Genomic DNA, 25,966 nt, shown 5'->3' on the forward strand with positions numbered 1-25,966 from the left:
CATTCGGGGAAGACCTTTTTTATATAGAAAAGCGGAAGAGCCCGTTTAGCGGCGTATGGACTCCTCGAAAAAGCTATCGCTTTTCCTTTGTGCGATGTTTATGCTGCCTAAGCCTTCCTTGTGGAGCGCTTCGACTGAGAAAAAGGAAACACGAAGAGCGCCAGCGATTCGATGTTGACTTATCGTAGGAAGAAGAGCGAAGTACACTAGCCGCTGGGAGCTGGAGCTAGACAATTCATAAATTTTAATGCTATATCATTTATTGTTTCTAAAAAAAGGATCACCAGCATTTTAACGGGTTCGTTCCCTATCGCAAACATTAAAAATGTTACCCAAAATGACTATCAAAATGTATATTAATTTGATAGTCATTTTTATTGATATATCAAGCTTTTTATAGAATTAGTGCTCAAATTTGTAATATACATTTTGATTGAATTTATTAGAACATTTAAGTGAACGTGAGTTGATTTACTGAAGAGTTATTGGATATTTATGTGAAAATGAAAATATAAATTGTGAAAAGTTGCACTTAAAGTAACGGGGCAGTTTAGTGGAACAAGGGCTGGTTATGAATGTCGTATTTGACCCAAAGTGCGAAGTAAATAAAAAAATAGACCAAATAGGGGTCAAGATGATTTTTTTAGAAATTCTTTAATTTCATCAACAGAAATTCCTAAATTACGAGCCTTAATAATGAGGTCAATCCATTCTTTGTCTAGTTCTTTTTCACAAGCAATTGCAGTAGTCAACATATTACCCTCCTAAAATATGTACTATTTTAGGCAACGCAGCCGTCATTGCTGTTTATAACCTTAGACCTGTAGCTGCGTCCCAATTTTTCAAATGGTTTGCCTTTTTCTAAAAATTGTTAATAATATGAAACAATTGTACTACAAACGTTCACTATATTGAACAAAATAAAAAACAAAAAGTTCAACAATATCTGCAAGTTATGTCGCACTTCGAAGAAAATGTGCAACAAATGAGAAAGCTCTTGTTAAACTAAAGGGGCAGTTTAGTGCCAATTAATGGTGACGGTCCCGACACAGGTTCGGTGCGGCGATACAACCTCCATCATCATAAGACGTTCGATGTGTTCGTGCCACCGGCTTCAGCGGGTGGACCGTTAGGGATGCCGTGGTATCTAACATTTGGCAATACAAACCCCGGTACACTAGCTTACCAGCATGACCAGGAAGAGAGCAGCGACCATCATCACCATCATGTTGACGAGAGTAGTTAATATTTGAATATATAAGGAAAGACCGTTCTAACATTTAGACCGGTCTTTTTTGGACAAGGTGTAACCCTTCTAAAAGGTTAGATTTTTTCTATGATTTGTTAAACAATATTCCTTATTGAGCTAACGGGTGCTTTAACTCAAGAAGGTTAGGTTGCTGCGGGAGCCTTTTTCTTATTGAGCGCTAATGGTCAGTTTAGTTTAAGAAGGGCTTTCAGATGCAATCTGAGCTCTTTTTTATTGAGAAGCAGGAAGGGCTCGCTTACCGAACTTCACTGCCTCGCCGCCTAACAGCCACCCTTCCGCAGGTGAGCCGGGATAAAATCATTTTTAATGTATTTAGTGAAGCCGATTACAATGAATACCTTAGAGTCTTTCAACAAACAAATTAAAAATAGTGGCAGAGCTAAAGCATGCTAATTGTAATGGGTTTAGTTACCTTTGATGATTAAAGGTACTAAAGGGTAATTTAAATATGTTCCACATAAAAAAAAATGGAGGGACTATAATGAATCATCTAATCGTGTATGCACATCCAAACCCTAACAGCTATAACCATGCCATTTTAGAAACTACAGTAAATACCTTAAAAGAAAATGGACATGAAGTTTCCGTAAGGGACTTATATGCATTAAATTTTGAACCTGTTTTAAGATTTGAAGGTAAAGGTGAAGTGCCTCCAGATATAAAAACCGAACAGGAATTTATCACTAAAGCCGATGTGATTACATTCATTTATCCGATATGGTGGACAGGTCTACCTGCCATTTTAAAAGGATATGTTGACAGGGTTTATTCTTATGGATTTGCCTACGAATATGCTGAAGATGGCACCATTAATAAACTTTTATCTGGGAAAAAGGGATTGATAATCAATACTTATGGAACCCCAAAAGAAATATACGATTCCATAGGAATGACAGAAAGCTTGAAGAAAACTTCCACCACCGGTATTTTTGAATTCTGTGGTATTGAAAGTGTTGGTCATGTACTTTTCGGAAGTGTTCCTCAAGTGGATGATGCAACACGAAAAGGAATGTTGGATGAAGTAAAGACCAAATTGAATTCACTTTTTGCTCCGATGGTTACAGTTTAGTGTTGTTGAGGCCTCGAAAAAGAGGTCTCTTTTTTATTTAGCACAAAACCACCAAACTAAAACAATCCCTTATTCAAGTAACGGGGTGCGTTAGTTCAATATGAAGTTCTAAAAAAACAGCCTGTATCAATGTTTACTTGGTAATCAATGATACAGGCTTTATCTATCGGAATTTAATTGTCCTTATATATATTTAACTTTAGGGTCCTTCTTTTTTAAAATTTAAATTCTATACCGTTTTCTATATAGATTGTGTTTTGTAATCCAGTTTGGTTTACCAGATATTCAAATACATTTTTTGCTGTGCTTCTGATCATCACGCTCATAGCTAAGTTGTTAAACACTCGTGCATAGCAGCGGATTATCAACGTATCATTTTCTTTAAACAGATGATAATAGACGGTTTCTTTCTGTATTTTCGAAAAACAGTGGATAAATAGATATTCATCTGTTGGTTCGATCCCTTTTATCAAAAGTTCTTTTTGAACTAATCGTTTTATTTCCGCGATTTGTTTCTCAGATAAATTTATTCTCATACCAGCTTCACCATCTTATTTTTTGATCTGCATTCAATCTATTTTCATTATACGAAAGTGCGAGTTCCCCTGCCACAAAACGGAAGCGATACCTTTTTTCATTGTTGAATTGTTTAAACATCATTTTCATTGCGATGCTGACCCTATCGGTGAATTCAATTTCAATAAACGACTCTTTTATTACATAGGGATATTTTATAAAAAAGCCCTTAAAAAAAATTTATGCAAAACTTGTAACTAAAGGACTATTCATAAGGCAGGTTAATTGAAGAAGGGATAATAATTACAAAAAGAAGTAGTTCAAATAAGTATACGAAGTTCTGAAAAGGGGTTAATAAATGTTTAAGATTAATTTTCATATAGAAGACTCGCCAAAACTAAGAAGTTGGCTAACAGAACCAGATTTTGACCCAGCATTACATTTAAATGGATTTATAGATATAACCTATAGAGAAAATAACTTCTTTTTGAATTACTTACAAACGCCAAGCCGGGTTTATCTGATTCAGCTAAGAAATTTATCAGGTCATTAACTATATTAACAATTAGATACGATTAGGGTTGACTGGATTAAGGTCTGTAACAGGATTGACACTTCCTTACCATTTTCATTCTCTGTGGTGCAGCACTGATTTTGTGCTACATGGATGGCTAACGGAGCAGTATAGTTGAAGAAGGAACTTAACATTAAATCTCGAATATCTAATGTAATCGAAAAACTAAAAATTTAAAGAAAGACAGGAGTTAGTTACGATGATAAAAGGTTTCGGTGGAATATTTTGGAGAACTAAGAATCTTGATGTTATAAAAAAATGGTACAGTGAAGTGTTGAAGATTGAAATAGAAAATTGGAATGGGACTGTGATTAAACCCCAATTAGGAAATGAGACTATCTTTTCTTTCTTTGCCGAGAATGACAGTTATTTTCCAACAGAACAACAAGTGATGTTAAATTTTCAAGTACATAATCTAAACGAGACTATTAAGCATCTTGAACAAATTGGTGTACCTCTTGTTAAGGAAAAAGAGGTTAGTGAGTTTGGAAAGTTTATTTGGATTGAAGATCCTGAAGGTCGACTGGTCGAGCTTTGGGAGAAATAGCGAGTTGTAATTTATTTGCTATTGAGCTATCGGGTGCGTTGATCCGATAAGGATTAAGGCTTTTTTCGTATTGTACTAACGGTCAGGATAGTTATAAAAAGGTAAATTCAAGTCTATGTAGAAATTAACACAGTAAGAGAAGTTATTTAATTGAAAATGAGGAATAAAAATGACTGTTTCATTAAAATTAATATCTAAAGATGAAAAGCATATTCTCCTCAACTTATATTCCCTTTATTTACACGACCTTTCTGAATTTACCGATGGTTTAGACATATCAACAAGTGGTTCTTTTGAGTTTGACTCATTTGAATTAATCTGGGAGAGAGATGGGTTAACACCATATTTTCTTAAAAAAGATAAGGCAATTGTAGGTTTTTTACTGCTCTTAGAAAGACCTTTTTTAAATAAAGACTATGATTTCAGTATTAATGATATTTTTATGTTGAAAAAATTCAGGAGAAAAATTTATCGCGAGCTAGAAATAGTCTTTGAAGAAGAGAAGAAAATTGTTGATAATGAAGAATGTTTGGTTCAATCCTTTCAAATTTAAACGAGCTTATTCAACTAAAGGGTGCGTTAGTAGAAGTAGCTTTGAAATAAAATATTGAAGCAGCTCAGTTCAAATTGGACTGAGTTATTTATTTTTATAATCAAAAAGCACCGCAAAATGCGGTGCAAATTCATATACATTTTACTATACATTTGCAGCTACAAATTCACGTTTTGCGATAAGCAACGGAACCCGTTATCAGCATTTGGTGATCCTTTTTGAAAGAATTACATTTTCTTTCCGTTGTTTTCCTTTTTATCGCTTCGGCTCGCGGCCTTTTCTTTTGCTGCTTGAGAAACTTGTTGTCCTCGGTTGGTTTTTGTTGTGGTTGCACTAGTTGTCGTATTAGTTTTCGTTGTGGTTGTACTAGTTTTCGTCGCCGTAGGTGTTGTCGTTGTTGGTGGTGCTTTGACTCTTGTCGCAGGTGCTGTTGGTGCAGCAGGCTTTGTGGTTGACCTTGTTGCAGCAGTTCTCGTAGTCGTGGGTTTTCTCGTTGTTGTTGGTGCTTTTGTGCTTTTTACAGGTATTGATGTTGCAACAGGCGTTGTAGTTTTTGTCTCGCTCGGATTAGCAGGATTGGTTGTCGTTCGATCGCTGGATTTTCCCCTATTTTGTTGAACGGCTGTTACTGCCGTATCATTGGTATTCCTATTTTTTAAAGAGTCTCGGATAGCAGCAATATCATGGTCCTTCACATTCGCTGCTGGCGTTTGAGGTTTGTCCTTTTTTTCTGCTGGGTTGATTACATCCGCTTTTTTTCGGTCTGCCGATATAGGTAAAGCCATTTCTTTTGTTAATCGTTTTAAAGGTTGATCGCCTAACAAAGCATTGGCGACAGAAAACGTAACAGATCCCGCTAATACCATGGCAAGGGCTCCCTTGGTTATTTTAATCATTTTATACCCCTCGTGTTTTTTTGTGTGTTCATACTAATAGAATACGAACAAGCCAAAATATCTTATGGGGGTAGGAAACAAAAACAGAATTTGGGAGTCTATTAAACTCACCTTTTTTATATTGAATTTCTGCTATCTTCGTAACAAACAGCTTTTTTTGCAAAAAAATGGATTCGCTGATAAAACGCTAGATTCGCTGATAAATGTTTGATTTTCGCTGATAAAATGGTCCAATTCGCTGAAATCCTCCAAAAATCCGCTGATAAACTGCTCCAACGGGACTAATTTCACTGCTTCTGGATCATAAAGCTAGCTATATTTCTAAATTGAGCACGTTTATTTGCGAAACGAGCAGGTTTATTCAGGTAGTCGGATCATACTTCATGATTTTGTTTCCTTGGTCATTTTATTATCGTGCAACATGATTGACTAGCACAACATCCTTACTTCATTCAATGGATTTCCGTCTTTCAATTCTATGGTTCTGCTTCTATGTACAAAATACTGATCTAAAACTAAAACCATGTGATAGTGAACTAGTAAAAGCGATGAGAGATTACCTCATCGCTTTTGTTATTTATCTAATTTCTTTCTGACAATCATCGAAATGCCGTTGTAGGAAACCTTCCCATTTCAATTCTGTTTCCTAAATTTTTTATATCAACTAACAATTCAGTTCGTGTTCGTTTAATATCAATTTGTAAAAGTAATGCCCTATGTTTATATGTTAAAAATTATTATCTAAACAGCTTTTTCCTTAATTGTTTCATTAATATCTTTTTGAATAGTCTGGTGATCCCCAATTAAGGTAATTTCACTAAACGGCTGTGCATCTCCCACTTTAACATTAGCTTCAATGACCGTTCCACTGCCAACAACAGCTCGGTTAATCACGGCATTTTCTCCGATAATGGTACCCGGTAAAATAACGGAATCTTTAATCACAGCGCCCTTACCCACGGTCACTCCATAAAAAAGAACGGAATTTTCTACCCTTCCAAACACCTTACAGCCTTCACTTACTAAAGATTGGTGTGTGCTAGCCTTTCCGTCCAAATATAATGGCGGCCGGGAAGTTTCATGAGTATAAATAGACCAGTCTTCATTTTGTAAGATTGGATTGCTTTTAAAGGAAAGTAAATCCATATTTGCTTCCCAGAGACTATGAATGGTTCCGACGTCCTTCCAATAACCTTTGAAACAATAGGCCTGTAATTTGCGATTATCATTTATCATCGAAGGGATAATGTCCTTCCCAAAATCCTTAGACGAGAATGGGTTTTTTTCTTCTTTTTCTAAATATTTCTTTAACAGTTCCCATTTAAAAATGTAAATGCCCATAGAGGCGAGGTTTGATTTAGGATGTTCTGGTTTTTCTTCAAAATCTAATATTTCTTTTGATTCAGGATTAATATTCATAATGCCAAATCTGTTCGCTTCATTCCATGGTACGTTTATAACAGAAATGGAGGCGTCAGCTGACGTTTCTATATGCTCCTCTAGCATTTTGCTGTAATCCATCTTATAAATGTGATCTCCGGAAATTATGAGAACATTCTCTGGATTATAATTTTCAATATATCTTAGGTTTTGATAAATAGCATGTGCGGTGCCTTCATACCATCTTTCACCCAACTCACATTGATAAGGTGGAAGAATAGTAACTCCTCCATTTTTTCGGTTTAACTCCCAGTGCTTGCCATCACCAATGTAATTTTGAAGAGTGTGAGGCTGGTACTGTGTCAAAACACCAACCGTATCAATACCAGAATTACTACAATTGCTTAATGTAAAATCAATGATTCGGTATTTCCCGCCAAATGGAACAGCAGGCTTTGCTATGTATTGGGTCAATTCTTTTAATCGAGTACCTCTTCCCCCAGCTAATAGCATGGCTATACATTGTTTTTTAGTCATAGTTGCCTCCATGTAAAGGATATATGTTTTTATGTGAGTTATAAACGATCATCTCCCCCATAACTTGTAATATAACTCTTCAGATTCTAACTCATCTTCTTCATTTATGTTAAAAGTGTCTTCCAACTTTAATGTATCTAATAGACTTTGCATTAAATTTAAGCTCCTTTCATGTTGTAAGTTTTGCAATCTGTTTTTCATTTTAACAGACGAGGTAATAAGACAAAATCAAATAATTCCGACTTTTACAAACATAAATCGACATAATTTAAGTAATCTGATGTGTGATATATAGATTATTAAAAATTAATAATAAAACCTTCTCTCTTTCTGTCGAATTATAACGAAAAAATCTGAAGTTGAGTCACAAAAAGCAACCCTCCCTAGATGGTTACCCTTCCTTTTTCACACTCTCACATTTTTGGAAGTAGATTTGTTTCTATAATCTAAGACTTTTATTGTATTCAAATATCTTGTTTAAAAAGTTATTATATGAGGATGTAATGGTTTGACAAGTGGGTGCTCGTGGGTCTTATTTTTTCACGTAACATCGATTTTTCTATCAATTGTGATTGCTAAAAAAGTATCGTAAGAAGAGAGAAGGTATTTTAGAATGTCTTTTGATTCATTTGTCATGGCTTTTTCAATGGTTGGAATAGACTATGACATGTTAAAAAATTTAGGAATTTCTATAGGGATATTGCTTTTATTTATACTTTTTAGAAACATATTTACAAAGTATGTGTTTCAGTTGATATTAAAATTGTCTAGGAAAACACCAACTGATTTTTTTACACAAATATGTTTAGGTTTTGAACGTCCTTTAGGATGGCTCTTTATTATTCTAGGTTTGTATGTAGCAATGGATTATTCCCCTTTTATAGAACAACACAATGCGTTATTATTAAAATTTTTGCGTTCAATGGTAATTGTATTAATTACATGGGGATTTTTTAATTTGTCATCTCCTACCTCGGGAATATTAATTAGTGTTAATCAAAAGATCAACAATAAGATTGATTTAATTCTTATACCGTTTATTTCAAGAGCCATCCGTGTAATCATGATTGCCATCAGTATAAGTGTTATTGGTCAGGAATTTGATTATGACGTAAATGGATTGGTGGCATGTCTTGGGTTAGGGGGCCTGGCATTTGCTTTAGCTGCAAAAGAAGCGGTAGGAAATCTAATTGGTGGAATCGTGATTGTAACAGAAAAAACTTTTTCTATTGGAGATTGGATCTTAACCTAGCGTGGAAGGTATAGTAGAAGATATTAATTTCAGAAGTACTAAAATTCGAACTTTTAGTCAAGCACTAGTTACAGTTCCAAATGCAACACTTGCAAACGAAGCCATTACCAATTGGAGTCGTTCCAGAGTAGGTTCTGGTAGATCGGGATTGGCTTCCGCCTCTGTTTCGTTGAAGAGCGTGAGCTCTAGCTGATCAGGATTCGTTTTTTCACTGGAAGTACCGAATCGTTTTAGCTGATGGAGACGAAGCTGTTCTTCAAGCCAATTTAATTTGGCCTCTAATTCGGTTTGTTTCTTTAGCTTCGCCTCTAATTCAGCATTATGCTTTTCAAGCTGCTCTAAACGCTTTTGAAGTTCTTCAATTGTAGGGTTTGAGGTTGGAGTTTTAGTTGTCTTTTTCATAAGTCTATTATACGACAAATATAGCCAGATTTCTTCTATAATATATAATTTCTTAAAGGACTGTTCTGGCGGTAACTTCAGGATGAGCTTGATTTTGTTCTAAAGATAATCCATCGAGTAACCAACGTAATTCGCGACGAGTTACTTTTAAAGGTATAGAACTATTGTCTGATGGCCAATGGAATTTACCACGTTCCAACCGACGATAATAAAGCCAAAAACCATTGTGATCCCAATGAAGAATTTTTAACTTGTCCCGTTGCCGGTTACAGAAAACAAAAAGACTAGTAGAAAAAGGATCCAGGTCAAACTCTTCTTTTACAAGAACAGCCAGTCCATCTATGGATTTTCGTAAATCTGTGCTACCTCGTGGAGGTAGACACGATCAATAGATGCTTCACTTACCATAACTTATTATTTAGGGTACTTACTACATCTGCAAGAAGAGTTGGATTAAAACCGGGTTTGACTTCAATGGATGCTTGGCCAACCTTGACATGTAATGGTTCATATACCTCTGGAGCTGCTTCTTCAATAGTAACGGATGCCCATTTGGCATTGGGTGTCTGAGTTGACTTGGAATCTCGATTCTCTTTAACCAGTACTTAAACTGGTGAATTTTTAAATCATTGGCAGCACACCAATTAGCTTGGGTCTGTTCACTAGCCCTAAAAACGGCAATCCGCCGTTCCCATTCCTTTCTTAGATCAGTTTTGGGCATTAAAAAAACCTCCTCTTGTAATTGTTTCTTGAGGAGATTATCGCATAGATCCCGCGTTGTAACGAGGTGGGAACAGTTTGACGCTTACTCGAAATCTATAATATTTCCAATCCAAAAGCTCCTATACGTGTAGGTGAGTTTAATGGAGGAAATTTAAACGGTCCTTCTGTATTAGCTATTACAAACAACATTCTTTATGTATCAAATTTGGGCGACGACACGGTCGAAATCTATGACATTTCTAATCCTATAAAACCTAAACGTGTAGGTAAGTTTAACGGGGGAAATTTAAATACTCCTAATGGAATGGCTATTTTTAATTTCCGGGATTTGTTTGTTTGCGAGGATAACCATGATGATGAAAGCAGTAGTTAACAATTGGATAATTTGAACAGACTGTTTTCTATTACACAAAAGTGTACACAGCTAAAGGGTACAAGATTTCAATAATAAAGGTTGCTGCGGCAGCCTTTTTCTTATAAAGGACATAGTGTGTTAAATCAATAAATATGCAAATAAGTCTGAATTCTTAACAGTATCTACATAAGTAAATACCCTTTTTGAATATGATTGGTTTGTTATTCAACTAAAGGTCTGTGGTAAAAAGCCCCATATCCATAAATAGTGAATACGGGGCTATGAAAATCTATGATTGATTTATAGAATACCTCTTCTTGAAGTAGTTCTGGTATTCCCCACTAATAATTTGCTCCCACCACCACTTGTTATCCACATACCAATCAATCGTTTGCGCGATTCCCGTTTCGAATGTGTAAATTGGTTTCCAACCTAACGTCTCCAACTTCGTAGGGTCAATGGCATAGCGCTTATCGTGGCCTAAACGGTCAGCGACAAACTCGATAAACTCTTCCGATTTTCCTAAAGCGGTAATAATCGTTTTTACCACTTCTAAATTTGTCCGCTCGTTATGCCCACCTATGTTATAGACTTCCCCAGTAACCCCCTCATGCAAAACAAGATCTAGTGCTGCACAATGATCATGTACATGCAGCCAATCACGGATATTCTTTCCGTCACCATAAACAGGTACCTTCTGATTATTTACAACGCGAGAAATCGTTAAGGGAATCAATTTCTCTGGAAAATGGAATGGACCATAGTTATTGGAACAACGAGTAATATTCACCGGCAGTCCAAATGTTTTGTGATAGGCCCTCACTAAGAAATCAGATGATGCTTTACTCGCACTGTATGGACTATTGGGTTGTAGTAGGGTCTCCTCTGTAAAGAATGTCGATGTATCCAGCGCTAACTCACCGTATACCTCGTCCGTTGAGACATGAACAAACTTGATGACTTCCATTTGTTTTGCGGCATCAAGTAACACTTGAGTACCCAGCACATTCGTACGAACAAATATTTCTGGTTCCGAAATCGAGCGATCGACATGGCTTTCTGCCGCAAAATGGACGACATAATCAAACTTTTCTTTTTCAAAAAGCGGTAGTATCGCTTCACGATCAGCTATATCCGCTTTCACAAAATGATAGTTTTCCTGTTTTTCGATCTCGCGGTGCTTGGTTAGATCGCCCGCATAGGTTAATCCATCTAAATTGTAAATATCATAATGTGGGTATTTGTTGATCATATATTGTACAAAGTTCCCACCGATGAATCCGGCTCCATCTGTTACAAGAATCTTTTTCCTCAGCATTACTTCACCTCTAGTTTTAATGCTTTTAAGTACTGCTCTAAGGAGTCCTGCCAAGATGGTAATGGACTAAATCCATCAAATCCTCCATTCCGGTAAGTTATGGAAGGAATTTTGGTATGGGCTGCCTATCGGGTGTCATTCCTTTATGTATATATGCTTATTTTGTAGTTCGCGAAATATTCCACTACTGCGTACGAACAGGAATGTTCGTTGTTTCAAATAACGCTTGAAGTAGTGGGGGTCAGACCCCTTTGAATTCTATCACTTCTGCAGTGGTCAAAATCGATTGGCTATCCCTTGCTAGATGCATAAGCTATTATAGGTAATTTTTCACAGAAAAATAGATATACTTTCAAAAGTCTATTATAAGAAAAAGGTACTGTTTTTGTCCGTTTTACTAAACATTAACATTCTATCAATAGCGACTTTACAATTCTCCTATATTTTTAAATACGATATACATAAACTTATAGGAGATGATTGGAAATGAAAATGAAAAAGAGTTTGATTGCTGGATTAGCTACGCTGTCTCTTTCGGTAACTTCAGGAGCTCCTTTGGCCGTTTTAGCCCACCCTATTCAAAATGCAGCTACTGATAATGGACAATCTACATTACGTCCAATTACCTCTGATGTAGCCGTTATTGCCCATCGAGGGGCATCTGCGTACGGTCCGGAACATACATTGGCAGCCTATAAGCAGGCAATGACGATGAAAGCCGATTATGTGGAATTCGATTTACAAATGACGAAAGATGGCCAGTTGATTGCCATGCATGATGAAACGCTGGGGAGAACAACCAATGCAAAGGAACTTTATCCAGACCGGGCACCTTGGAGGGTAAAGGATTTTACTCTCGAAGAGATCAGCCGACTGGATGCAGGTTCGTGGTTTAATAAAACTTACCCAAACATGGCGAAAACAGAATACATCGGACAGCATGTGCCGACACTCGAGGAAGCCATTGAATTTGTTAAAAAACATGGGAACGGAAAAGTTGGCCTTTACATGGAAACAAAAGCGCCGAACGTATATCCAGGGATGGAAGAGAAAGTAATTGAAATCTTGAAAGAAACCAATGTACTTGATGACGAAATGCTATTTCTCGAATCATTTAGCGAAGAAAGCCTTCGTAAATTAAAAACGCTTGCCCCTAATGTAAAGCTGATTCAACTGTATTCAGGAAGTATGCTGACGGGCAAGGATGTATATCAGGAAATGAAACGGATCGCTGACTATGCCGCTGGCGTAGGTCCTAGTAAGGAGCTTGTTGTACCGAAACTAATGGAAGCCGCTCATCAGAATCAGCTTCTAGTGCATCCATGGACAGTGAATTCAGAGGACGATATGGTTTCCTTGCTTTCCCTTGGTGTGGACGGAGAGTTCACAAACAATACGGACCAGCTTGTTGATTTACTGGAAAAGCCGTATATTTCACATGGAGTGGCAAGCGGAGATGTAACGGATTCATCAGCGATTTTATGGGCGCGCACCAATGTAGAGGCAAGAGTTCAGTTTGAAATTTCAACCGATAGCAGTTTTAAACACGACACAATCGTCAAAACGAGCCCTGCAGATGTAGCGCATGATTATACAGTAAATGTAGAGGTTAACGGATTAAAGCCTGATACTACTTATCATTACCGGGCCCATGCAGTTTCCAGCCAGTACACCGTAAATGGTTCATTCAAAACAGCACCGGAGGAAAACAGCTTAAAGCCAATGTCAATCGTTTGGGGCGGAGATACTGGCGGCCAGGGAGAGATACCGCCATATAAATCTTTCAAAGCGATGTCAGCCATCAATCCAGACTTCTTCCTGTTCAGTGGGGATACCATCTATGCAGATAATAAGACACCGGCTGTTCCTAACCCTCCTTCTGAAACCGTTCAGGATTTCTGGGCGAAATATAAGGAGAACCGTACGGATGCTGGATTACGCAGTCTTTTACAGAAAACAGGAACGTTTGCGATATGGGATGATCATGAAGTGACCAATGACTTTTCAGGTCCTTCCCAGCCGTTGACGCAAGCGGGGTTGGGTGCGTTTAAGGATTATTGGCCCATTTCAAGTGAACGCAGTTCAGCGAACAAGCTTTATCACAAGTACTCTTGGGGTAAATCAATGGATATGATCATTCTTAACAACCGCGGCTACCGCTCTCCAAACACCATGGCAGATGGACCTGATAAAACAATGCTCGGCGAAGAACAAGTAAAATGGCTGGAACAGCAGCTTCTCGAATCAGATGCCAAGGTTAAATTTGTCGGGACTTCCGTGCCAATCTCCGTTCCGACTGGAAAAGCAACTGCCAGGGATGGATGGGCAAACGGAGATCAAGTAAACCCTAATGACGTAACAGGATACGAGAACGAGTTCAAAAAAATCTCTGATTTTATTATCGAAAAAGGAATCAAAAACGTTTATTTCGTCACAACCGATGTCCATTTTGCCGAAGTCATCAAATATGATGCCAATCATGACGGCAAGACAGATTATCACGAATTAATCAGCGGTCCGATTGGAGCCGTAAAAATCAATCCTGGTACATTGGATCCTACCTTCGGCCCTGAACGCTTGTATGCGGAAGGAAACTTCTTCAACTTCGGTGTGTTCCATGTAGATCCGGCAAAAAATCAAGCAGGTGTGGAAATCCGCGATGAAAACGGAAAAGTCCATTTCGGCCAAACATTCCAGCTTGAAGATTAAAAAATAGTAGCCGAAAACCAGGAGACTGTCTCCTTGATTTTATCAACACTAAGAAGCACCGGGCCGCCGCCTGGTGCTTTTTTCAAGCGAATATCAAAACATTTCCTTACGTTCTGCGAGAGGACATGAACTCAAGGGTCTGGGCTATCCCTTCTTTGTAGGAAGTCCGCGGAACAGGACCAAAATGCACTTCATATTTCCGGCCATCCAGCACAACAGGCTCTTCATTTAAATAAAACATTTCAACTACTTCACGCATTCCCTGGTTGAACAGGCCAAGGAACCGAATCATATTCATTTTTATGATTTTATTAAATAATAGATAATTCAAAATTAATCCAGTAAAGAATAATAGTTTGTTAATTGGAATTTTATAAATAATCAAAAAAATTCACTTGTAATCACTTGGAAAAATTGTTAGTATAACGTACATGTAAAATTATTTAACAATACTATTATGGAGATAATATTACTATTCATTATAGTAATAATCTACTATGATCATCAGGAGGTTCTTATAATGGGCAGAAAATTCATGAAATTTATATTAATTATACTCCCTTTTATTTCTCAGTTAGCCGTTTTACCATTCGTAAATCGAATAGACCCGATTATTTTAGGATTACCCTTCCTTCAATTTTGGCTCTTTTTATGGATCGTATTAACTCCTTTATGCACATTTGGGATCTATCAACTTCAAAAATCAGAAAGGAGTCTTGACTAATGCACGGAAATTTAACAGCTTTGTTAATCACAGGATTCATAGTCTTGACCGTTGTTTTGATTGGATTTATCGCAGGGCGGAATAAATCATCGCGAAGCTCAGTAGAGGAATGGTCTGTTGGCGGTAGACGCTTCGGTGGATTACTGGTTTGGTTTTTAGTAGGCGCTGATTTATATACAGCATATACATTTTTAGGACTTACAAGTACATCCTACGCAGCAGGAAGTCTTGCATTCTTTGCGATTCCTTACTGTATTTTAGCCTATTTTGTTTCTTACTTTTACCTTCCTAAACTCTGGAAAGTAGCGAATCAATTTAAGCTAACCACACTGGCCGATTATGCGCGGGAGCGTTTTGGCAGTAAACTTCTTTCTTCTATTATTGCTATTGTAGGCGTATTAATGCTCATCCCGTATATTGATTTGCAGTTAGCCGGGATTCAAGATACGCTTCAAGTCGCTGGAACAGGTTATATTAATGTGAAGGTAGTCGTCATTACGTCATTCCTTCTTGTTGCACTTTTTACATTCTTTAGCGGAATCAAAGGCCCTACCTATACAGCCATCATTAAAGATGTTCTCGTATGGGCGATTATGTTATTCCTTGTGATTTCTCTTCCGATTATCCATTTTGGCGGCTGGAGCCCAATGATTGATACACTTGTGAAGGAATCACCGCAATTACTGACGATTCCTACATCTGGCCCTAAAGGCATTCCATGGTTCATGACCGCATCACTTGTTTCTGCCTTGGCATTATTTATGTGGGCTCATGGAGCAACAGGAGTATTCACAGCGAAAAGTGCGGATGCCGTTCGAAAAAATGCCATGTTCTTGCCGTTATATAATGTGGTCTTAATCCTAGTTATTTTCCTTGGTTTTGTGGCTTACCATGTGTTGCCGGCTGGAAGCGATCCGCGTTTTGCCTTTTTAAATCTAATCCAAGTTTCATACGGCGGTATTGGACAAGGGTTAGCTTATTCAACAATTGCCTTAGCATCTTTAATCCCATGCTCAATTATGGCCATCGGTGCTTCCAACTTATTTGCAAACAACATTTATCGTGATTTAATCAATCCCAACGTAAAAGGCGCTAAATTAACTCTCGTCACTCGCTCCATGGTATTTGTTGTCATTGGTCTTGCATTATTATTTGGACTGTTATTCCCTACAGCACTAGTATCTTTGCAGCTCTTAGGTGTTTCAGGAATGGTGCAAATTTTCCCAGCGATTGTTGTCAGCTTATTCTGGAAAAACCAAACGAAACAGGCAACAATTATTGGATTACTCGTGGGATTAGCAACAACATTTACAGTATACGGAACAAACAGCTCATTTGGTATTTATGAAGGGTTTTGGGGATTATCAGCCAACTTATTATCCATTATTATTTTGAATCCTTTTTTCGCAGCAAAAGCGAAACATCAAACAAATTCTGTAAAAGAGTATCTGTTTAATCCATCAAATTCTGTAAAATCAAAACTTAGAACAGGCGCATAATGGGGGCGTTTTAGCCCCCAGAGGGTAGCCCTATCAATGCTGAGTTTCATCTTAAAAGTAAGAGGCTTCTTTATTGAAAAATTATGGCTAACGTCTTATAGCTAAAAGAGCGGGCACAATCCAAAAAAGGACGAAGCCCCTCTTATTTTTTTTGCTCATTATTTTAACTCTTGCTCGTTCGGAATCCTAGCCGCTATATGCTACGGTCGCATAGATTACATGGTCCTGCAACCGCATTTGAGGTTGCCTGGTGTCCTTTCTTTGAATTTTGCTTTGGTATTGTAAATTCCTGCATTTATAAAAAACCTACAAAGAAACATCCTTTGTAGGTTAGTTGGAGATAAGTGATTTGGTTTTTTTAGCTAAACTTTTTATCGTTTCTTGTTCAACCTTTTGCATCTTGTTTATACCTATAAAGTGAACCCGTTAGGATAAATGCTGGTTGTTCGATAACAGTTATACCGCTTTTGTCTCAATCTCTGTCTCTACTTTCACTAATGTTCTAGTAAATGCACTGACCGCGAACATGAAAACAATGTTAACGACAAGGGCCGCTATACCGATATCAAGATCTTTTATAAACGAAGGTGCTTCCGGAAAGAACGTCCCCATAGTTGAACTGGTTATGGTTACATAAGCGACCATGATGACACCGGCTATAATACCTGCAGATGCGCCTGTTTTAGTAACAGGGTTTTTCTTCCATAAGCTGCAAAGCAGTGGAGGGAATAATTGCAGCACAAAGCTGTAAGCCATGATCAGCAAGGCAATAATACTGTTTCCACCGAAAAAAGTGAAAAATAAAGCGATTAGTGCCACAATAGGGACAAACCTACGAGTGTATCGTCCAATTTGCTCATCGGTGGTATTCGGTTTGATTGCCTTATATATATTTTTCGATAAAATCGTCGAGGCAGTTAGTAATAACATCGAACACGGAACAAGTGCGGTTAAGATACCGGCGGCTCCTATGACTCCGACCACCCACGGATCGAACGTTGCTTTTGCGATTTTAAAGAGAGCTAAATCTGTATCTGCTCCTTGTAAATTTGGAATTTGTAAAAGGGCTGTGAACCCAATGAATAAAATGAATACTAAAATGATTTGGTAAAGCGGCAAAATAGCAGCATTCTGGCGCAGTGTCCTTTCATTTTTAGATGATAAGCTTGCACCAAAGCATTGCGGCCACATATATTGCCCTAATCCAATCGTTAAACATGTCGAAATATACCAGGATATGCTGTATCCTTCTTTAGGAATTAATAAAAACTCCGGCTTTGCCGCATCCAATGTTTCAAACATCGGCTTTATTCCGCCATAGTAGTGATACGGCAAATAAATACCTAAAAATAGAATCACAACGAGAAGGAGAATGTCTTTTAAAATGGCTGTTGAGGCTGAACCGTGAATACCAGACAATGTCACAAATATCGTGACAGCAACCACCCCAATGCACACCGCTAAATTGGGTGAAATCGCACCATATGAAGTCTCTGATACAATGATTTTAAGTCCTTTTAACTGTAAAACGATATAAGGAATCATTGAAACGACCCCGACAATTGCTACTAATAACCCGAGTGGTTTACTATCATACTTCTTAGCAAAAAAGTCAGATTGAGTAATCACTCGATGCTTTTTGGCATAACGCCAAATGGGAGGCAAAATCCAGAATGGCACAATATAGCAGAAGGCGTTGAAGATATAAATGATAGGGCCTCCCATTCGGTAGGATCCGCCACTTCCTCCCAGAAACACATACGTTGTAAAAATTTCACCAGCCATTAACACAAACATGGTGATAGAACCAAAATTACGGCCGCCTACGGCCCATTCTTCGAGCTGTTGTCCTTTGCGGGCACGGACACCTAAATAGAAAGCAAGAAGAAGAGTAGCTATGAGAATGAAGATAGCACTATTCATTTAATTCCCTCCTGTCTATCTATTAGAATATTAATAATGTACAAAAATAATGAAGTTAAAACGAGCCAGGCAGTCGCCCAAAAAACAATGAAGGGTAACCCAAATATATACGGCTCGATACGGTTTACAACTGTAAACGCACCAATAATAGGAATTATTGCTAGGATCCAAATTAAAACTTTCACTCAGAAATTCCCCCTCACGAAAAATTAGCATGAATTTTCAGACCTTATATTCTCTGCTTATTTCGATTTCTTCGAATTCTATTAGAGTAGAGTATTGATAATATAAAAACAAGTGAGTTTAGCATCATGTTTGAAAACGCTTTAAATTTTCGAAAACACAAATGAAATGGGTATTACATAAAAGACCAATTGAGACCTTTTATGTAATACCTAATACAGCAGATGAATCTATCAGTCTATCAGCTTTTCACATTTTGAGAAAAAACTAAAGATTTCATCAGGTCTACTACACGGTTTCCTACGTCAGACGTAGTAGAAGTTCCATTCATATCAGGTGTCAAAACTTCATCTTCCACCAAAAGTTGTTCAATCGCATCCAACACTAGTTTTCCGTATGCTTCATAGCCGAAAAAGTCGAGCATTTGGCTAGCGGACCAAATAGCGGCAAGCGGATTGGCTATCTGCTGTCCTGCAATATCAGGAGCTGATCCGTGAATCGGCTCAAACATAGACGGAAAGTCTCTTTCGGGATTAATATTCGCTCCGGCAGCGAGCCCTATCCCACCAGCGATCGCCGCACCCAAGTCCGTTAAAATATCGCCGAACAAGTTCGATGTCACAACGACTTCAAAGCGTTTTGGATCTTTAATCATCAACATCGCCGCTGCGTCGACGAGATAAGAAGCCGTTTCGACTTCAGGATATTCTGCGCTCACTTCTTCAAATACCTGGTCCCAGAAAACCATTGAGTAATTAAGGGCGTTTCCTTTAGAAATGCTCGTCAGCGATCTTCCTTCTTTTTTCGCCGTTTCAAACGCGTAACGAATGATTCGCTCCGTCCCTTTACGGGAAAATACACCGTTTTGTAAAACGACTTCGTGTTCCTGCCCTTTAAACAGCCAGTCACCTGCGCCTGAATATTCGCCTTCACTGTTTTCACGAATGAACAGCATATCGATGTCTTCGCGTTTCACATCCACAAGCGGCAAGTGAGCCCCTTTTAACAGCGTCACAGGCCGAATATTAACATACTGATCAAAACTTTTTCGGATTTTTAACAACAAATCCCACAGTGAAATATGGTCCGGGACACCGGGAAATCCGACTGCTCCCAAATAAATCGCGTCAAAATCTTTCAGCTGTTCAATTCCATCATCATCCATCATTTTTCCATTTTTCGCATAAAATTCGCATCCCCATGGATAGTAAGTGAAATTAAATTGGAAACCCGCATCAAGTTCAGCCACTTTTTTTAATACTTTGACCCCTTCATTAATGACTTCAGGGCCAATACCGTCTCCGGCGATAACTGCTATTTTAAATTGCTTCACAATGATCTCCCTCGTTTTTTAGCCTTGGTTCCAAACGACCAATTTCATTTCAGTCATTTCTTCCACCGCGTATTTTATTCCTTCACGGCCTGTCCCACTCTCTTTCACACCGCCGTATGGCATTTGGTCGACACGATAGGTCGGCACGTCATTAATAATTACGCCGCCCACATGCAATTCCTGTGAAGCGTACAAAGCATTTTTCACATTGTTTGTGTAAATTCCGGCCTGTAATCCGAAGCGAGAATCATTAACTTGCTCAATCGCTTCTTCAACTGAACTCACTTTGTTTACAACGACAACCGGTGCAAATGCTTCCTGACAAGAAACTTTTAACGAATGGTCCGCATCTGTAATAATTGTTGGCTCAAGAACGCCATCTTGAAGTTTGCCGCCCGCAGCTATCGTTGCATCGCTGCTTTTGGTTTCTTCGATCCAGCCTAGTACACGTTCAGCTTCCTCTTTAGAGATTAAAGCGGAAATATATGTGTCCGAATCAAGCGGGTCGCCGAGTTTCAGTTTCTTCGCTGCTTCAGTGAACTTCGCAACAAATTCTTCATACACATCTTCATGAGCATACACACGCTGCAGGGAAATACAAACTTGCCCTTGGTTAGAGAACGCGCCCATGATGCAGCGGTCAATAATTTGATCGATGTCAATATCTTTGTCGATAATTAATGCCGAGTTTGAACCGAGTTCAAGTGTCGTCTTCTTCAAGCATGCCTTGTTTCGGATGCCTATGCCGACGCCCGGGCTACCTGTGAATGTGACCATGCTTACACGGTCGTCTTCCACAATCGCGTCCCCAACCGTGCTGCCGGGACCTGTTACTACATTTAAAGCGCCCGCTGGAAGACCTGCTTCTTCAAAAATTTCCGCGATAAAGAGTGCGGACAAAGGAGTTTGCGACGCTGGCTTCAAGACAATAGAATTACCGGCAGCTATAGCCGGCCCGACTTTATGAGCAACAAGGTTCATCGGGAAGTTAAACGGCGTGATCGCTCCAATGACCCCAATCGGCTCTCTTAACGTGTAACCAATTCTTCCGACGCCGCCAACTGCTGCGTCAAAAGGAATCGTTTCACCGTGAATTCTTTTTGCTTCTTCAGCCGCAAACTTATACGTTTCAATCGTTCTAGCCACTTCCGCTTTCGCGAACATAATTGGTTTAGCTGATTCACGAGAAATGACTTCAGCCGCTTCGGCCGCTTTCTCTTTTAATAGCGCCACAACGTTTTCCAAAATCTCCGCCCGCTGATACGCCGGCATTTTTGCCATTACTCCGCGTGCGTTGTAGGCAGCAGCAATTGCCTGTACAGTTAGTTCTTTATCCGCCATCGCAATTTGAGCGATTTCTTCCCCAGAATAAGGGGAGTATAAAGGAGCATATTTCGCTGTTTCTACTTTTTCGCCATTGATCATCAGAAAATGCTTCTTCACTTTTACTTCATTCGCTAAATTACTCATTGAGGGCCTCCAATACCATTTCATGAAATTGTACAATTGCTTTTTCTGAAGACGCATACCTTCCTTTGTTAAATGCACGAGAGCGGAAACCGATTTGCTCTAACTCTACAAGTTCTACATCTTCCTGGCGCACTTGTTCAGCAAAAGTAACTAAGTCTTTTTCTTCCTGAGTCAAATTCTCATCACGGAAATAATAAGTGTAAACAGCCAAAGTTGTTTCATGATCAATCGGCACCATTTGAATCGTCGCCATATTGCCGGGACCCGGATAAATTGTCAGCATCAGGTTTGGCCATAGCCAGAAGAAAGATCCGCCTTGCATTTCGGCCTGATTTAAATCGACTGACCCATAATTTTTATCAGGTTTAACCATTGAGCCTTGAAGTGAATAATTTTCACATGTAATGATTTGATAATCATCCATGTCAAGGGCGGCAACGAAACTTGGGTGTGCTACATGGCAGTGGTCACACTCTAAATAATTGTCAATAAACGCTTTCCAGTTCGCTTTAATCACTCGTGTTTTTTGGTTTGTTCGTTTTAACTCACTTAAAAACGGATATTTGCTCAAGCGATCGAAGAAATCGCCGTAAGATTCGCTAATCGGCTTCGCGTTATCGTCCAAGTTAACAAAGATTAAAGATTCCAAGATTTCCATGCGGACTGAGCGTAGACAAGCGTCTTGTACACAAGCTGCATCTTCACCTTTAAAGTTAGGTGCTTTGTTTAATTGCCCATCTAATTTAAATGTCCAGCCATGGTAGGCGCATTGTAAAATTTTCTTCTTACCTGACTCACTTTTTTCAAGCTTTGTTGCACGGTGCGGACAGACGTTATAAAAAGCGCGGATGACTTCATCCTGCCCACGAGTCACTATAATCGGCTCGTTAGCTACTTCAGTCGTAAAGAAAGCACCTACTTTTTCTAACTGACTGACATGCCCCACTAGCTGCCAAGATTTAGAGAAAACAAGATCTATTTCTTTTTCAAGTACTTTCGGATCTGTGTATTTGTCATAAGTCAATGTTCTTTCAAATGTTCGATTGGATGCATTTTCTACTGTGTTATAAGCCATAGTTCATTCTCCTCCGTAAATAAATGATGATTGCCTACATGCTTTGCCGCCTGTCAATTGTATATATGCAATTCGTGTGCCAAGTTTAAAAAGCTGTAAGAATACACAAAAAATTTTGATTTTTACTAAAAACACTTTCATATTGAGTTATAATTGACTCAATATGGTCAAATTTTTGTCAAAATTAACTCATTACTTGTGAAGAGAGAGGATCATTCTATGAAAAGTCCTGAGGCAACTGGCAATATTGAGATGACGCTGCAAACTCTTTTAAAAATTCTCGATCATTCCTCCGATGAAATTTTCGTCCTTGACGGCGAGAAGCGGATTCTATATGTTAACCAGGCCTGTGAGCGCCATTATGGGCTGAAGCCGAGTGATGTCATCGGCAAATACAATGTCGAATTATTTGAAAAAGGCTACTGGAAACCGTCGATCGTGCCAGAAGTGTATAAAAGAAAAAAGCCTTGCTACATGAGGCAGCAGACGTATATCGGGGCTGAACTGATGACGTCGGCGATTCCCATCTTAAATGATGAGGGGGAAATCGAACTTGTCGTCACCACATCGACCGAATTACAGACATATAAAATGGGAAAAGCGGTTGGAACGAGCAATGAGTCAAAAACCACTCAAGAGGAGGAAGGTGGCCAGTTCATTACGAACAGCAGCAAGATCAACCGAATCCTGACTTTTTGCGAAAAAGTAGCGCCGACCGATTCCACGATTTTAATCCAAGGAGAATCAGGAACAGGAAAAGGCGTACTCGCCCATTACATCCACCGGATCAGCAAGCGGAAAAACGGCCCGTTCCTGACGATTAACTGTGCGGCCATACCGGAAGAGCTGCTCGAATCGGAACTATTCGGCTATTCAAAAGGGGCGTTTACCGGAGCAAACAAAACCGGAAAACCGGGATTGATCGAAGCTGCGAACTGCGGCACGGTTTTTCTTGATGAAATCGGAGAAATGCCACTCGCCCTGCAGGCAAAGCTTTTACAAGTAATCCAGGATAAACAATTCATTCCCATCGGCAGCAGCGAAATGAAAAAAGTCGATATCCGAATCATCGCCGCAACAAACCGGGACTTAATTGAAATGGTCAATGACAAACGATTCCGGGAAGATTTATTTTACCGGCTGAATGTGATCGACATTTACCTGCCGCCGCTGCGGGAGCGCAAAGAAGATATCATTCCGCTCACGTACAACTTTTTACATCAATTCAATAAAAAATACCATGACAACAAAGTTATCTCGGAAGAATGTATGAATATATTAATCCATTATTCATGGCCAGGAAATGTACGCCAGCTCGAAAACTTGATTGAACGGTTAGTCGTCATTAGCGACTCAATTATCCAGGTGGCCGACTTGCCTGATATGATCACCGACAACGTGGAACAAGTCACCCAGCTCGCTCTCCCCACTTCACTCGATAAAGCAATTGACGAAACGAAGCGGTTCTTAATCAGAAGAGCTTACCAAACCTACAAATCGTCCAGGAAAGTCGCGAAAGACCTCGGGATTAGCCAGTCGAAAGCCTCGAAACTAATCCGGGAGTACTGCGAGGACCTGATGAATACCTGAGCGTCTTGGACTTTCTTAGATTGGACTTGTAGGCGGTCATCCCTTTCTACATGTTCAATCGCACACAAAAAGACACCGTAATTAGCACGGCGTTTTTTTGTGTATTTATTATAATTTCTTATTTTAGTAAAGCCCCTGTTACTAATCATTTAATCCCTTTCCATTGAGAATTTGCTGCATATATTTTTCAACCCTTGACTCTCGAGTTTTGGATTGTTTGGGTTGAGAAAAATAAAGTATGTATGCTCTTTGCCGTCCCGGCGTCAATGCTTCAAAAGCAGTTTTCAAGGCAGGGATTTCATCGAATTTATTTTGAAATTCTTCAGGAATTATAAATTCTGTATTCTTTTTAAAATTCACTTCCAAACCGGCTTTTTCAACTTCAATGGCTTCATATATATAAGCTTTCAAGATGGTTTCCATTTCAACTATTTCTTGAACATTCGTGAACCGAATCTGGCGTGCCGCCTGTACATTCTCCGTTTGCTGGATTAGAATCCCATGGGCATCCTTTAACAAGGCACCTTTGTGAAACAGAAGCGCACAATATTCTTTAAATCCATGGATTAAAACTATGTTTTTTTTCTCAAACGTGTAACAAGGATGCATCCACTTAAATTCTTCGGTCAGCTTACAGTCAAGAACGATATTTCTCAACTTCTCATATTCTTCCTTCCACTTTTTAGCTTTACTTAAAAATTCATCAACCTTAGGGTTCATTCTACTATTTGTCATCAAGGAACACCCTCTTCAATTTTTCAATCAGCTAACAATCAAGAAAGATCATTCTCAATTTCTCCAATTCTTAAGAAAAAATAACATCCTATCTTGGACTTTTAATGTTTTGGTTTTATTCTACTTTAACTTTTATACTATCAAAGGCATTGTATCCATAGCCCTTTCTGTTCCAAAATGCTTCTGAAGGTTGAACATTCCCTTGAGAATCAGTTGCTTTTGATTTTATCGTGTATTCACCTTTTTTTAGTGCCTCCCATTTATAATTCCAATGAACCCATGAGTATTTTTCGGATGGAGAATTTAGTTGACAGGGATCCCAAGTTTGACCACCATCTAAACTAATATCTACTTTTGTTATCTTTCCTTCTCCTGTCCGTGCAATTCCTTTAATTTCATAAATTCCTGTATGCAATAATTGTCTATCTAAAGGATATTGTATGGTGGAGTTAACATTGGCCGCAGTGACGGAAAACTTTCCTCCATCGTTTTCTTTGTTTGGGTAATAAACGTAATCAACTACTTGAAAGGGACCTTTAAATTCCTTGTCAAGCACAGTAATTTTTTTAATCCATTTTACAGAAGCCATTGCATACCATCCAGGAACAATCAATCTCAGGGGAAAACCATGCTTGAATGGGATGGGTTGATGATTATATTCATAAGCAATAAGGATATCTGGTTCAAGGGCTTTTTTAATGGGTAAACTTCTTGAAAAATTAACAATTTGGTTGGAATCAGGTCTTTCTCCATAATCATAGCCTTCAAAAACAATTTCTTTTGCAGTATCAATCAAACCAGTGTGCTGTAGTAAGGTCCTTAATGAAACACCTTTCCAAATTCCTTGACTGATTGCACCTTTTCCAAATTGTTCACCAAATACCTTTGGTTGAAATAACTCACGCTTATCTCCAGCACACTCTAAAACAACTTTTATAGTTTTCGATGGCAATGAGTAAATTTCCTGTAAAGAAAATATTCTTGGGGTATGCACCAGTCCATCAATTGGGAGAAGATAAAAGGATGATGTAAAGTGAGGGTAAGAAAAATGGTTTCTTCTGTAAAATAATTTTCCATCCACAATATCGCTATTTAAAAAATGTATAGGTGTTTCCTGATTTTCAGGGAATAAAGTCTTTGTAATTAGGTAGGGTTTTACCTGGGGATGGTCAAAATTTTTCAAGTAAATACCTCCTTAAAAATTGCTTTGCTATTTAATGCATATGTAATCGGTGGTTTATTATTCAAATTCCCTCTTATTAAATTAAAATCTGTTTTTTTAAAATAATGGCTATGTTAAGGCTTATTGTTGATTTTGGCACATGATGATTGG

General features: G+C 38.5%; 25 protein-coding genes, 2 pseudogenes and 1 riboswitch. Of the genes and pseudogenes, 11 read left to right on the plus strand and 16 right to left on the minus strand.

Features of this window, described 5'->3' with window-relative positions; genetic code table 11:
• Positions 1-629: 629 nt before the first annotated feature.
• Positions 630-755, minus strand: a complete 126-nt coding sequence (locus J7E77_RS03160) for an anti-repressor SinI family protein (RefSeq protein ID WP_214712288.1) — start codon at positions 753-755, stop codon at positions 630-632.
• Between the two features lie 26 nt (positions 756-781).
• A riboswitch (cyclic di-GMP riboswitch) is annotated at positions 782-866 on the minus strand.
• A gap of 595 nt (positions 867-1,461) precedes the next feature.
• Here J7E77_RS03160 and J7E77_RS03165 point away from each other — a divergent pair.
• Positions 1,462-1,635, plus strand: coding sequence for a hypothetical protein (locus J7E77_RS03165; protein WP_214712289.1), 174 nt, complete (start codon positions 1,462-1,464; stop codon positions 1,633-1,635).
• A gap of 116 nt (positions 1,636-1,751) precedes the next feature.
• Positions 1,752-2,339 (plus strand): NAD(P)H-dependent oxidoreductase, encoded by a 588-nt coding sequence (locus J7E77_RS03170; RefSeq protein ID WP_214712290.1) that lies wholly within the window; start codon positions 1,752-1,754, stop codon positions 2,337-2,339.
• Positions 2,340-2,554: 215 nt separating this feature from the next.
• Here the strand turns inward: J7E77_RS03170 and J7E77_RS03175 are convergent, their stop codons facing one another.
• A complete protein-coding gene (locus J7E77_RS03175; protein WP_214712291.1) occupies positions 2,555-2,875 on the minus strand; it encodes a hypothetical protein in 321 nt (106 codons plus the stop codon).
• A 338-nt stretch (positions 2,876-3,213) separates the two neighbouring features.
• Between J7E77_RS03175 and J7E77_RS03180 the strand changes: the two genes are divergently transcribed.
• The 3 genes from J7E77_RS03180 to J7E77_RS03190 all read left to right on the plus strand — a co-directional run bounded on the left by J7E77_RS03180 (position 3,214) and on the right by J7E77_RS03190 (position 4,529).
• Positions 3,214-3,408 carry a hypothetical protein gene (locus J7E77_RS03180; RefSeq protein WP_214712293.1) on the plus strand — a complete coding sequence of 65 codons (195 nt, stop codon included), beginning with the start codon at positions 3,214-3,216 and terminating at the stop codon, positions 3,406-3,408.
• A 220-nt stretch (positions 3,409-3,628) separates the two neighbouring features.
• Positions 3,629-3,976 (plus strand): VOC family protein, encoded by a 348-nt coding sequence (locus tag J7E77_RS03185; protein ID WP_214712295.1) that lies wholly within the window; start codon positions 3,629-3,631, stop codon positions 3,974-3,976.
• A 169-nt stretch (positions 3,977-4,145) separates the two neighbouring features.
• Positions 4,146-4,529, plus strand: coding sequence for a GNAT family N-acetyltransferase (locus tag J7E77_RS03190; RefSeq protein WP_214712297.1), 384 nt, complete (start codon positions 4,146-4,148; stop codon positions 4,527-4,529).
• A 227-nt stretch (positions 4,530-4,756) separates the two neighbouring features.
• Here the strand turns inward: J7E77_RS03190 and J7E77_RS03195 are convergent, their stop codons facing one another.
• Together J7E77_RS03195 and J7E77_RS03200 are read right to left on the minus strand one after the other, a co-directional pair.
• On the minus strand, positions 4,757-5,425 hold the full coding sequence (locus J7E77_RS03195; RefSeq protein ID WP_214712299.1) for a hypothetical protein: 669 nt from the start codon (positions 5,423-5,425) through the stop codon (positions 4,757-4,759).
• Positions 5,426-6,166: 741 nt separating this feature from the next.
• Complete coding sequence (locus tag J7E77_RS03200) at positions 6,167-7,342, minus strand: glucose-1-phosphate adenylyltransferase (RefSeq protein ID WP_214712302.1); 1,176 nt, start codon at positions 7,340-7,342, stop codon at positions 6,167-6,169.
• Between the two features lie 613 nt (positions 7,343-7,955).
• Between J7E77_RS03200 and J7E77_RS03205 the strand changes: the two genes are divergently transcribed.
• Together J7E77_RS03205 and J7E77_RS30385 are read left to right on the plus strand one after the other, a co-directional pair.
• Positions 7,956-8,594: a mechanosensitive ion channel domain-containing protein gene (locus J7E77_RS03205; RefSeq protein WP_251027975.1), complete on the plus strand. Its 639-nt coding sequence runs from the start codon at positions 7,956-7,958 to the stop codon at positions 8,592-8,594.
• Position 8,595: 1 nt separating this feature from the next.
• Complete coding sequence (locus J7E77_RS30385) at positions 8,596-8,787, plus strand: mechanosensitive ion channel domain-containing protein (RefSeq protein ID WP_308160367.1); 192 nt, start codon at positions 8,596-8,598, stop codon at positions 8,785-8,787.
• On the opposite strand, the pseudogene J7E77_RS03210 reads toward J7E77_RS30385, so the two are convergent.
• The 4 genes and pseudogenes from J7E77_RS03210 to rfbB all read right to left on the minus strand — a co-directional run.
• Positions 8,709-8,996, minus strand: a pseudogene (locus J7E77_RS03210) (transposase domain-containing protein); the annotation flags it as partial. The gene J7E77_RS30385 and the pseudogene J7E77_RS03210 overlap by 79 nt on opposite strands.
• A gap of 52 nt (positions 8,997-9,048) precedes the next feature.
• A pseudogene (gene tnpB, locus J7E77_RS31605) lies at positions 9,049-9,351 on the minus strand (IS66 family insertion sequence element accessory protein TnpB); the annotation flags it as partial.
• A gap of 75 nt (positions 9,352-9,426) precedes the next feature.
• The gene (tnpA, locus tag J7E77_RS03220; protein WP_308160368.1) at positions 9,427-9,717 is read right to left on the minus strand and encodes an IS66 family insertion sequence element accessory protein TnpA; all 291 of its coding nucleotides are present in this window, start codon (positions 9,715-9,717) and stop codon (positions 9,427-9,429) included.
• A 646-nt stretch (positions 9,718-10,363) separates the two neighbouring features.
• Positions 10,364-11,392 carry a dTDP-glucose 4,6-dehydratase gene (rfbB, locus tag J7E77_RS03225; protein WP_214712304.1) on the minus strand — a complete coding sequence of 343 codons (1,029 nt, stop codon included), beginning with the start codon at positions 11,390-11,392 and terminating at the stop codon, positions 10,364-10,366.
• Positions 11,393-11,878: 486 nt separating this feature from the next.
• On the opposite strand from rfbB, the gene J7E77_RS03230 reads away from it, so the two are divergent.
• The gene (locus J7E77_RS03230; RefSeq protein WP_251027976.1) at positions 11,879-14,101 is read left to right on the plus strand and encodes a glycerophosphodiester phosphodiesterase family protein; all 2,223 of its coding nucleotides are present in this window, start codon (positions 11,879-11,881) and stop codon (positions 14,099-14,101) included.
• 106 nt (positions 14,102-14,207) lie between these two features.
• Here the strand turns inward: J7E77_RS03230 and J7E77_RS03235 are convergent, their stop codons facing one another.
• Complete coding sequence (locus J7E77_RS03235; RefSeq protein WP_214712306.1) at positions 14,208-14,486, minus strand: hypothetical protein; 279 nt, start codon at positions 14,484-14,486, stop codon at positions 14,208-14,210.
• 135 nt (positions 14,487-14,621) lie between these two features.
• On the opposite strand from J7E77_RS03235, the gene J7E77_RS03240 reads away from it, so the two are divergent.
• Both J7E77_RS03240 and J7E77_RS03245 read left to right on the plus strand, forming a co-directional pair.
• The gene (locus tag J7E77_RS03240; protein WP_214712307.1) at positions 14,622-14,825 is read left to right on the plus strand and encodes a DUF3311 domain-containing protein; all 204 of its coding nucleotides are present in this window, start codon (positions 14,622-14,624) and stop codon (positions 14,823-14,825) included.
• Positions 14,825-16,324, plus strand: coding sequence for a sodium:solute symporter family protein (locus tag J7E77_RS03245; RefSeq protein ID WP_214712308.1), 1,500 nt, complete (start codon positions 14,825-14,827; stop codon positions 16,322-16,324). The genes J7E77_RS03240 and J7E77_RS03245 overlap by 1 nt, the downstream gene beginning before the upstream one ends.
• A 456-nt stretch (positions 16,325-16,780) precedes the next feature.
• Here J7E77_RS03245 and J7E77_RS03250 read toward each other — a convergent pair whose 3' ends face one another.
• The 5 genes from J7E77_RS03250 to J7E77_RS03270 form a co-directional block, all read right to left on the minus strand.
• Positions 16,781-18,247, minus strand: a complete 1,467-nt coding sequence (locus tag J7E77_RS03250) for a sodium:solute symporter family protein (RefSeq protein ID WP_214712309.1) — start codon at positions 18,245-18,247, stop codon at positions 16,781-16,783.
• On the minus strand, positions 18,244-18,432 hold the full coding sequence (locus tag J7E77_RS30390; RefSeq protein ID WP_088089896.1) for a DUF3311 domain-containing protein: 189 nt from the start codon (positions 18,430-18,432) through the stop codon (positions 18,244-18,246). The genes J7E77_RS03250 and J7E77_RS30390 overlap by 4 nt, the downstream gene beginning before the upstream one ends.
• Positions 18,433-18,671: 239 nt before the next feature.
• Positions 18,672-19,763: a tartrate dehydrogenase gene (locus J7E77_RS03260; protein ID WP_308160369.1), complete on the minus strand. Its 1,092-nt coding sequence runs from the start codon at positions 19,761-19,763 to the stop codon at positions 18,672-18,674.
• A gap of 18 nt (positions 19,764-19,781) precedes the next feature.
• Positions 19,782-21,233 (minus strand): aldehyde dehydrogenase family protein, encoded by a 1,452-nt coding sequence (locus J7E77_RS03265; RefSeq protein WP_214712310.1) that lies wholly within the window; start codon positions 21,231-21,233, stop codon positions 19,782-19,784.
• Positions 21,226-22,308: an aromatic ring-hydroxylating oxygenase subunit alpha gene (locus J7E77_RS03270; protein ID WP_214712311.1), complete on the minus strand. Its 1,083-nt coding sequence runs from the start codon at positions 22,306-22,308 to the stop codon at positions 21,226-21,228. Before J7E77_RS03270 ends, J7E77_RS03265 begins: the two co-directional genes overlap by 8 nt.
• A gap of 219 nt (positions 22,309-22,527) precedes the next feature.
• Between J7E77_RS03270 and J7E77_RS03275 the strand changes: the two genes are divergently transcribed.
• Positions 22,528-23,898, plus strand: coding sequence for a sigma-54 interaction domain-containing protein (locus tag J7E77_RS03275; RefSeq protein ID WP_214712317.1), 1,371 nt, complete (start codon positions 22,528-22,530; stop codon positions 23,896-23,898).
• Between the two features lie 141 nt (positions 23,899-24,039).
• Here the strand turns inward: J7E77_RS03275 and J7E77_RS03280 are convergent, their stop codons facing one another.
• Positions 24,040-24,633 (minus strand): YdeI/OmpD-associated family protein, encoded by a 594-nt coding sequence (locus tag J7E77_RS03280; protein WP_214712319.1) that lies wholly within the window; start codon positions 24,631-24,633, stop codon positions 24,040-24,042.
• Positions 24,634-24,748: 115 nt separating this feature from the next.
• Positions 24,749-25,816, minus strand: coding sequence for a sulfite oxidase (locus tag J7E77_RS03285; RefSeq protein WP_214712320.1), 1,068 nt, complete (start codon positions 25,814-25,816; stop codon positions 24,749-24,751).
• Positions 25,817-25,966 lie beyond the last annotated feature (150 nt).

It is taken from the genome of Bacillus sp. ISL-77, assembly GCF_018613105.1.

Excerpts from the sequence above, each read along its gene's own strand:
- J7E77_RS03160 (WP_214712288.1), bottom strand. The coding sequence starts at position 755 with ATGTTGACTACTGCAATTGCTTGTGAAAAAGAACTAGACAAAGAATGG.
- J7E77_RS03165 (WP_214712289.1), top strand. The coding sequence starts at position 1,462 with ATGCAATCTGAGCTCTTTTTTATTGAGAAGCAGGAAGGGCTCGCTTAC.
- J7E77_RS03170 (WP_214712290.1), top strand. The coding sequence starts at position 1,752 with ATGAATCATCTAATCGTGTATGCACATCCAAACCCTAACAGCTATAAC.
- J7E77_RS03175 (WP_214712291.1), bottom strand. The coding sequence starts at position 2,875 with ATGAGAATAAATTTATCTGAGAAACAAATCGCGGAAATAAAACGATTA.
- J7E77_RS03180 (WP_214712293.1), top strand. The coding sequence starts at position 3,214 with ATGTTTAAGATTAATTTTCATATAGAAGACTCGCCAAAACTAAGAAGT.
- J7E77_RS03185 (WP_214712295.1), top strand. The coding sequence starts at position 3,629 with ATGATAAAAGGTTTCGGTGGAATATTTTGGAGAACTAAGAATCTTGAT.
- J7E77_RS03190 (WP_214712297.1), top strand. The coding sequence starts at position 4,146 with ATGACTGTTTCATTAAAATTAATATCTAAAGATGAAAAGCATATTCTC.
- J7E77_RS03195 (WP_214712299.1), bottom strand. The coding sequence starts at position 5,425 with ATGATTAAAATAACCAAGGGAGCCCTTGCCATGGTATTAGCGGGATCT.
- J7E77_RS03200 (WP_214712302.1), bottom strand. The coding sequence starts at position 7,342 with ATGACTAAAAAACAATGTATAGCCATGCTATTAGCTGGGGGAAGAGGT.
- J7E77_RS03205 (WP_251027975.1), top strand. The coding sequence starts at position 7,956 with ATGTCTTTTGATTCATTTGTCATGGCTTTTTCAATGGTTGGAATAGAC.
- tnpA (WP_308160368.1), bottom strand. The coding sequence starts at position 9,717 with ATGCCCAAAACTGATCTAAGAAAGGAATGGGAACGGCGGATTGCCGTT.
- rfbB (WP_214712304.1), bottom strand. The coding sequence starts at position 11,392 with ATGCTGAGGAAAAAGATTCTTGTAACAGATGGAGCCGGATTCATCGGT.
- J7E77_RS03230 (WP_251027976.1), top strand. The coding sequence starts at position 11,879 with ATGAAAATGAAAAAGAGTTTGATTGCTGGATTAGCTACGCTGTCTCTT.
- J7E77_RS03240 (WP_214712307.1), top strand. The coding sequence starts at position 14,622 with ATGGGCAGAAAATTCATGAAATTTATATTAATTATACTCCCTTTTATT.
- J7E77_RS03245 (WP_214712308.1), top strand. The coding sequence starts at position 14,825 with ATGCACGGAAATTTAACAGCTTTGTTAATCACAGGATTCATAGTCTTG.
- J7E77_RS03250 (WP_214712309.1), bottom strand. The coding sequence starts at position 18,247 with ATGAATAGTGCTATCTTCATTCTCATAGCTACTCTTCTTCTTGCTTTC.
- J7E77_RS03265 (WP_214712310.1), bottom strand. The coding sequence starts at position 21,233 with ATGAGTAATTTAGCGAATGAAGTAAAAGTGAAGAAGCATTTTCTGATG.
- J7E77_RS03270 (WP_214712311.1), bottom strand. The coding sequence starts at position 22,308 with ATGGCTTATAACACAGTAGAAAATGCATCCAATCGAACATTTGAAAGA.
- J7E77_RS03275 (WP_214712317.1), top strand. The coding sequence starts at position 22,528 with ATGAAAAGTCCTGAGGCAACTGGCAATATTGAGATGACGCTGCAAACT.
- J7E77_RS03280 (WP_214712319.1), bottom strand. The coding sequence starts at position 24,633 with ATGACAAATAGTAGAATGAACCCTAAGGTTGATGAATTTTTAAGTAAA.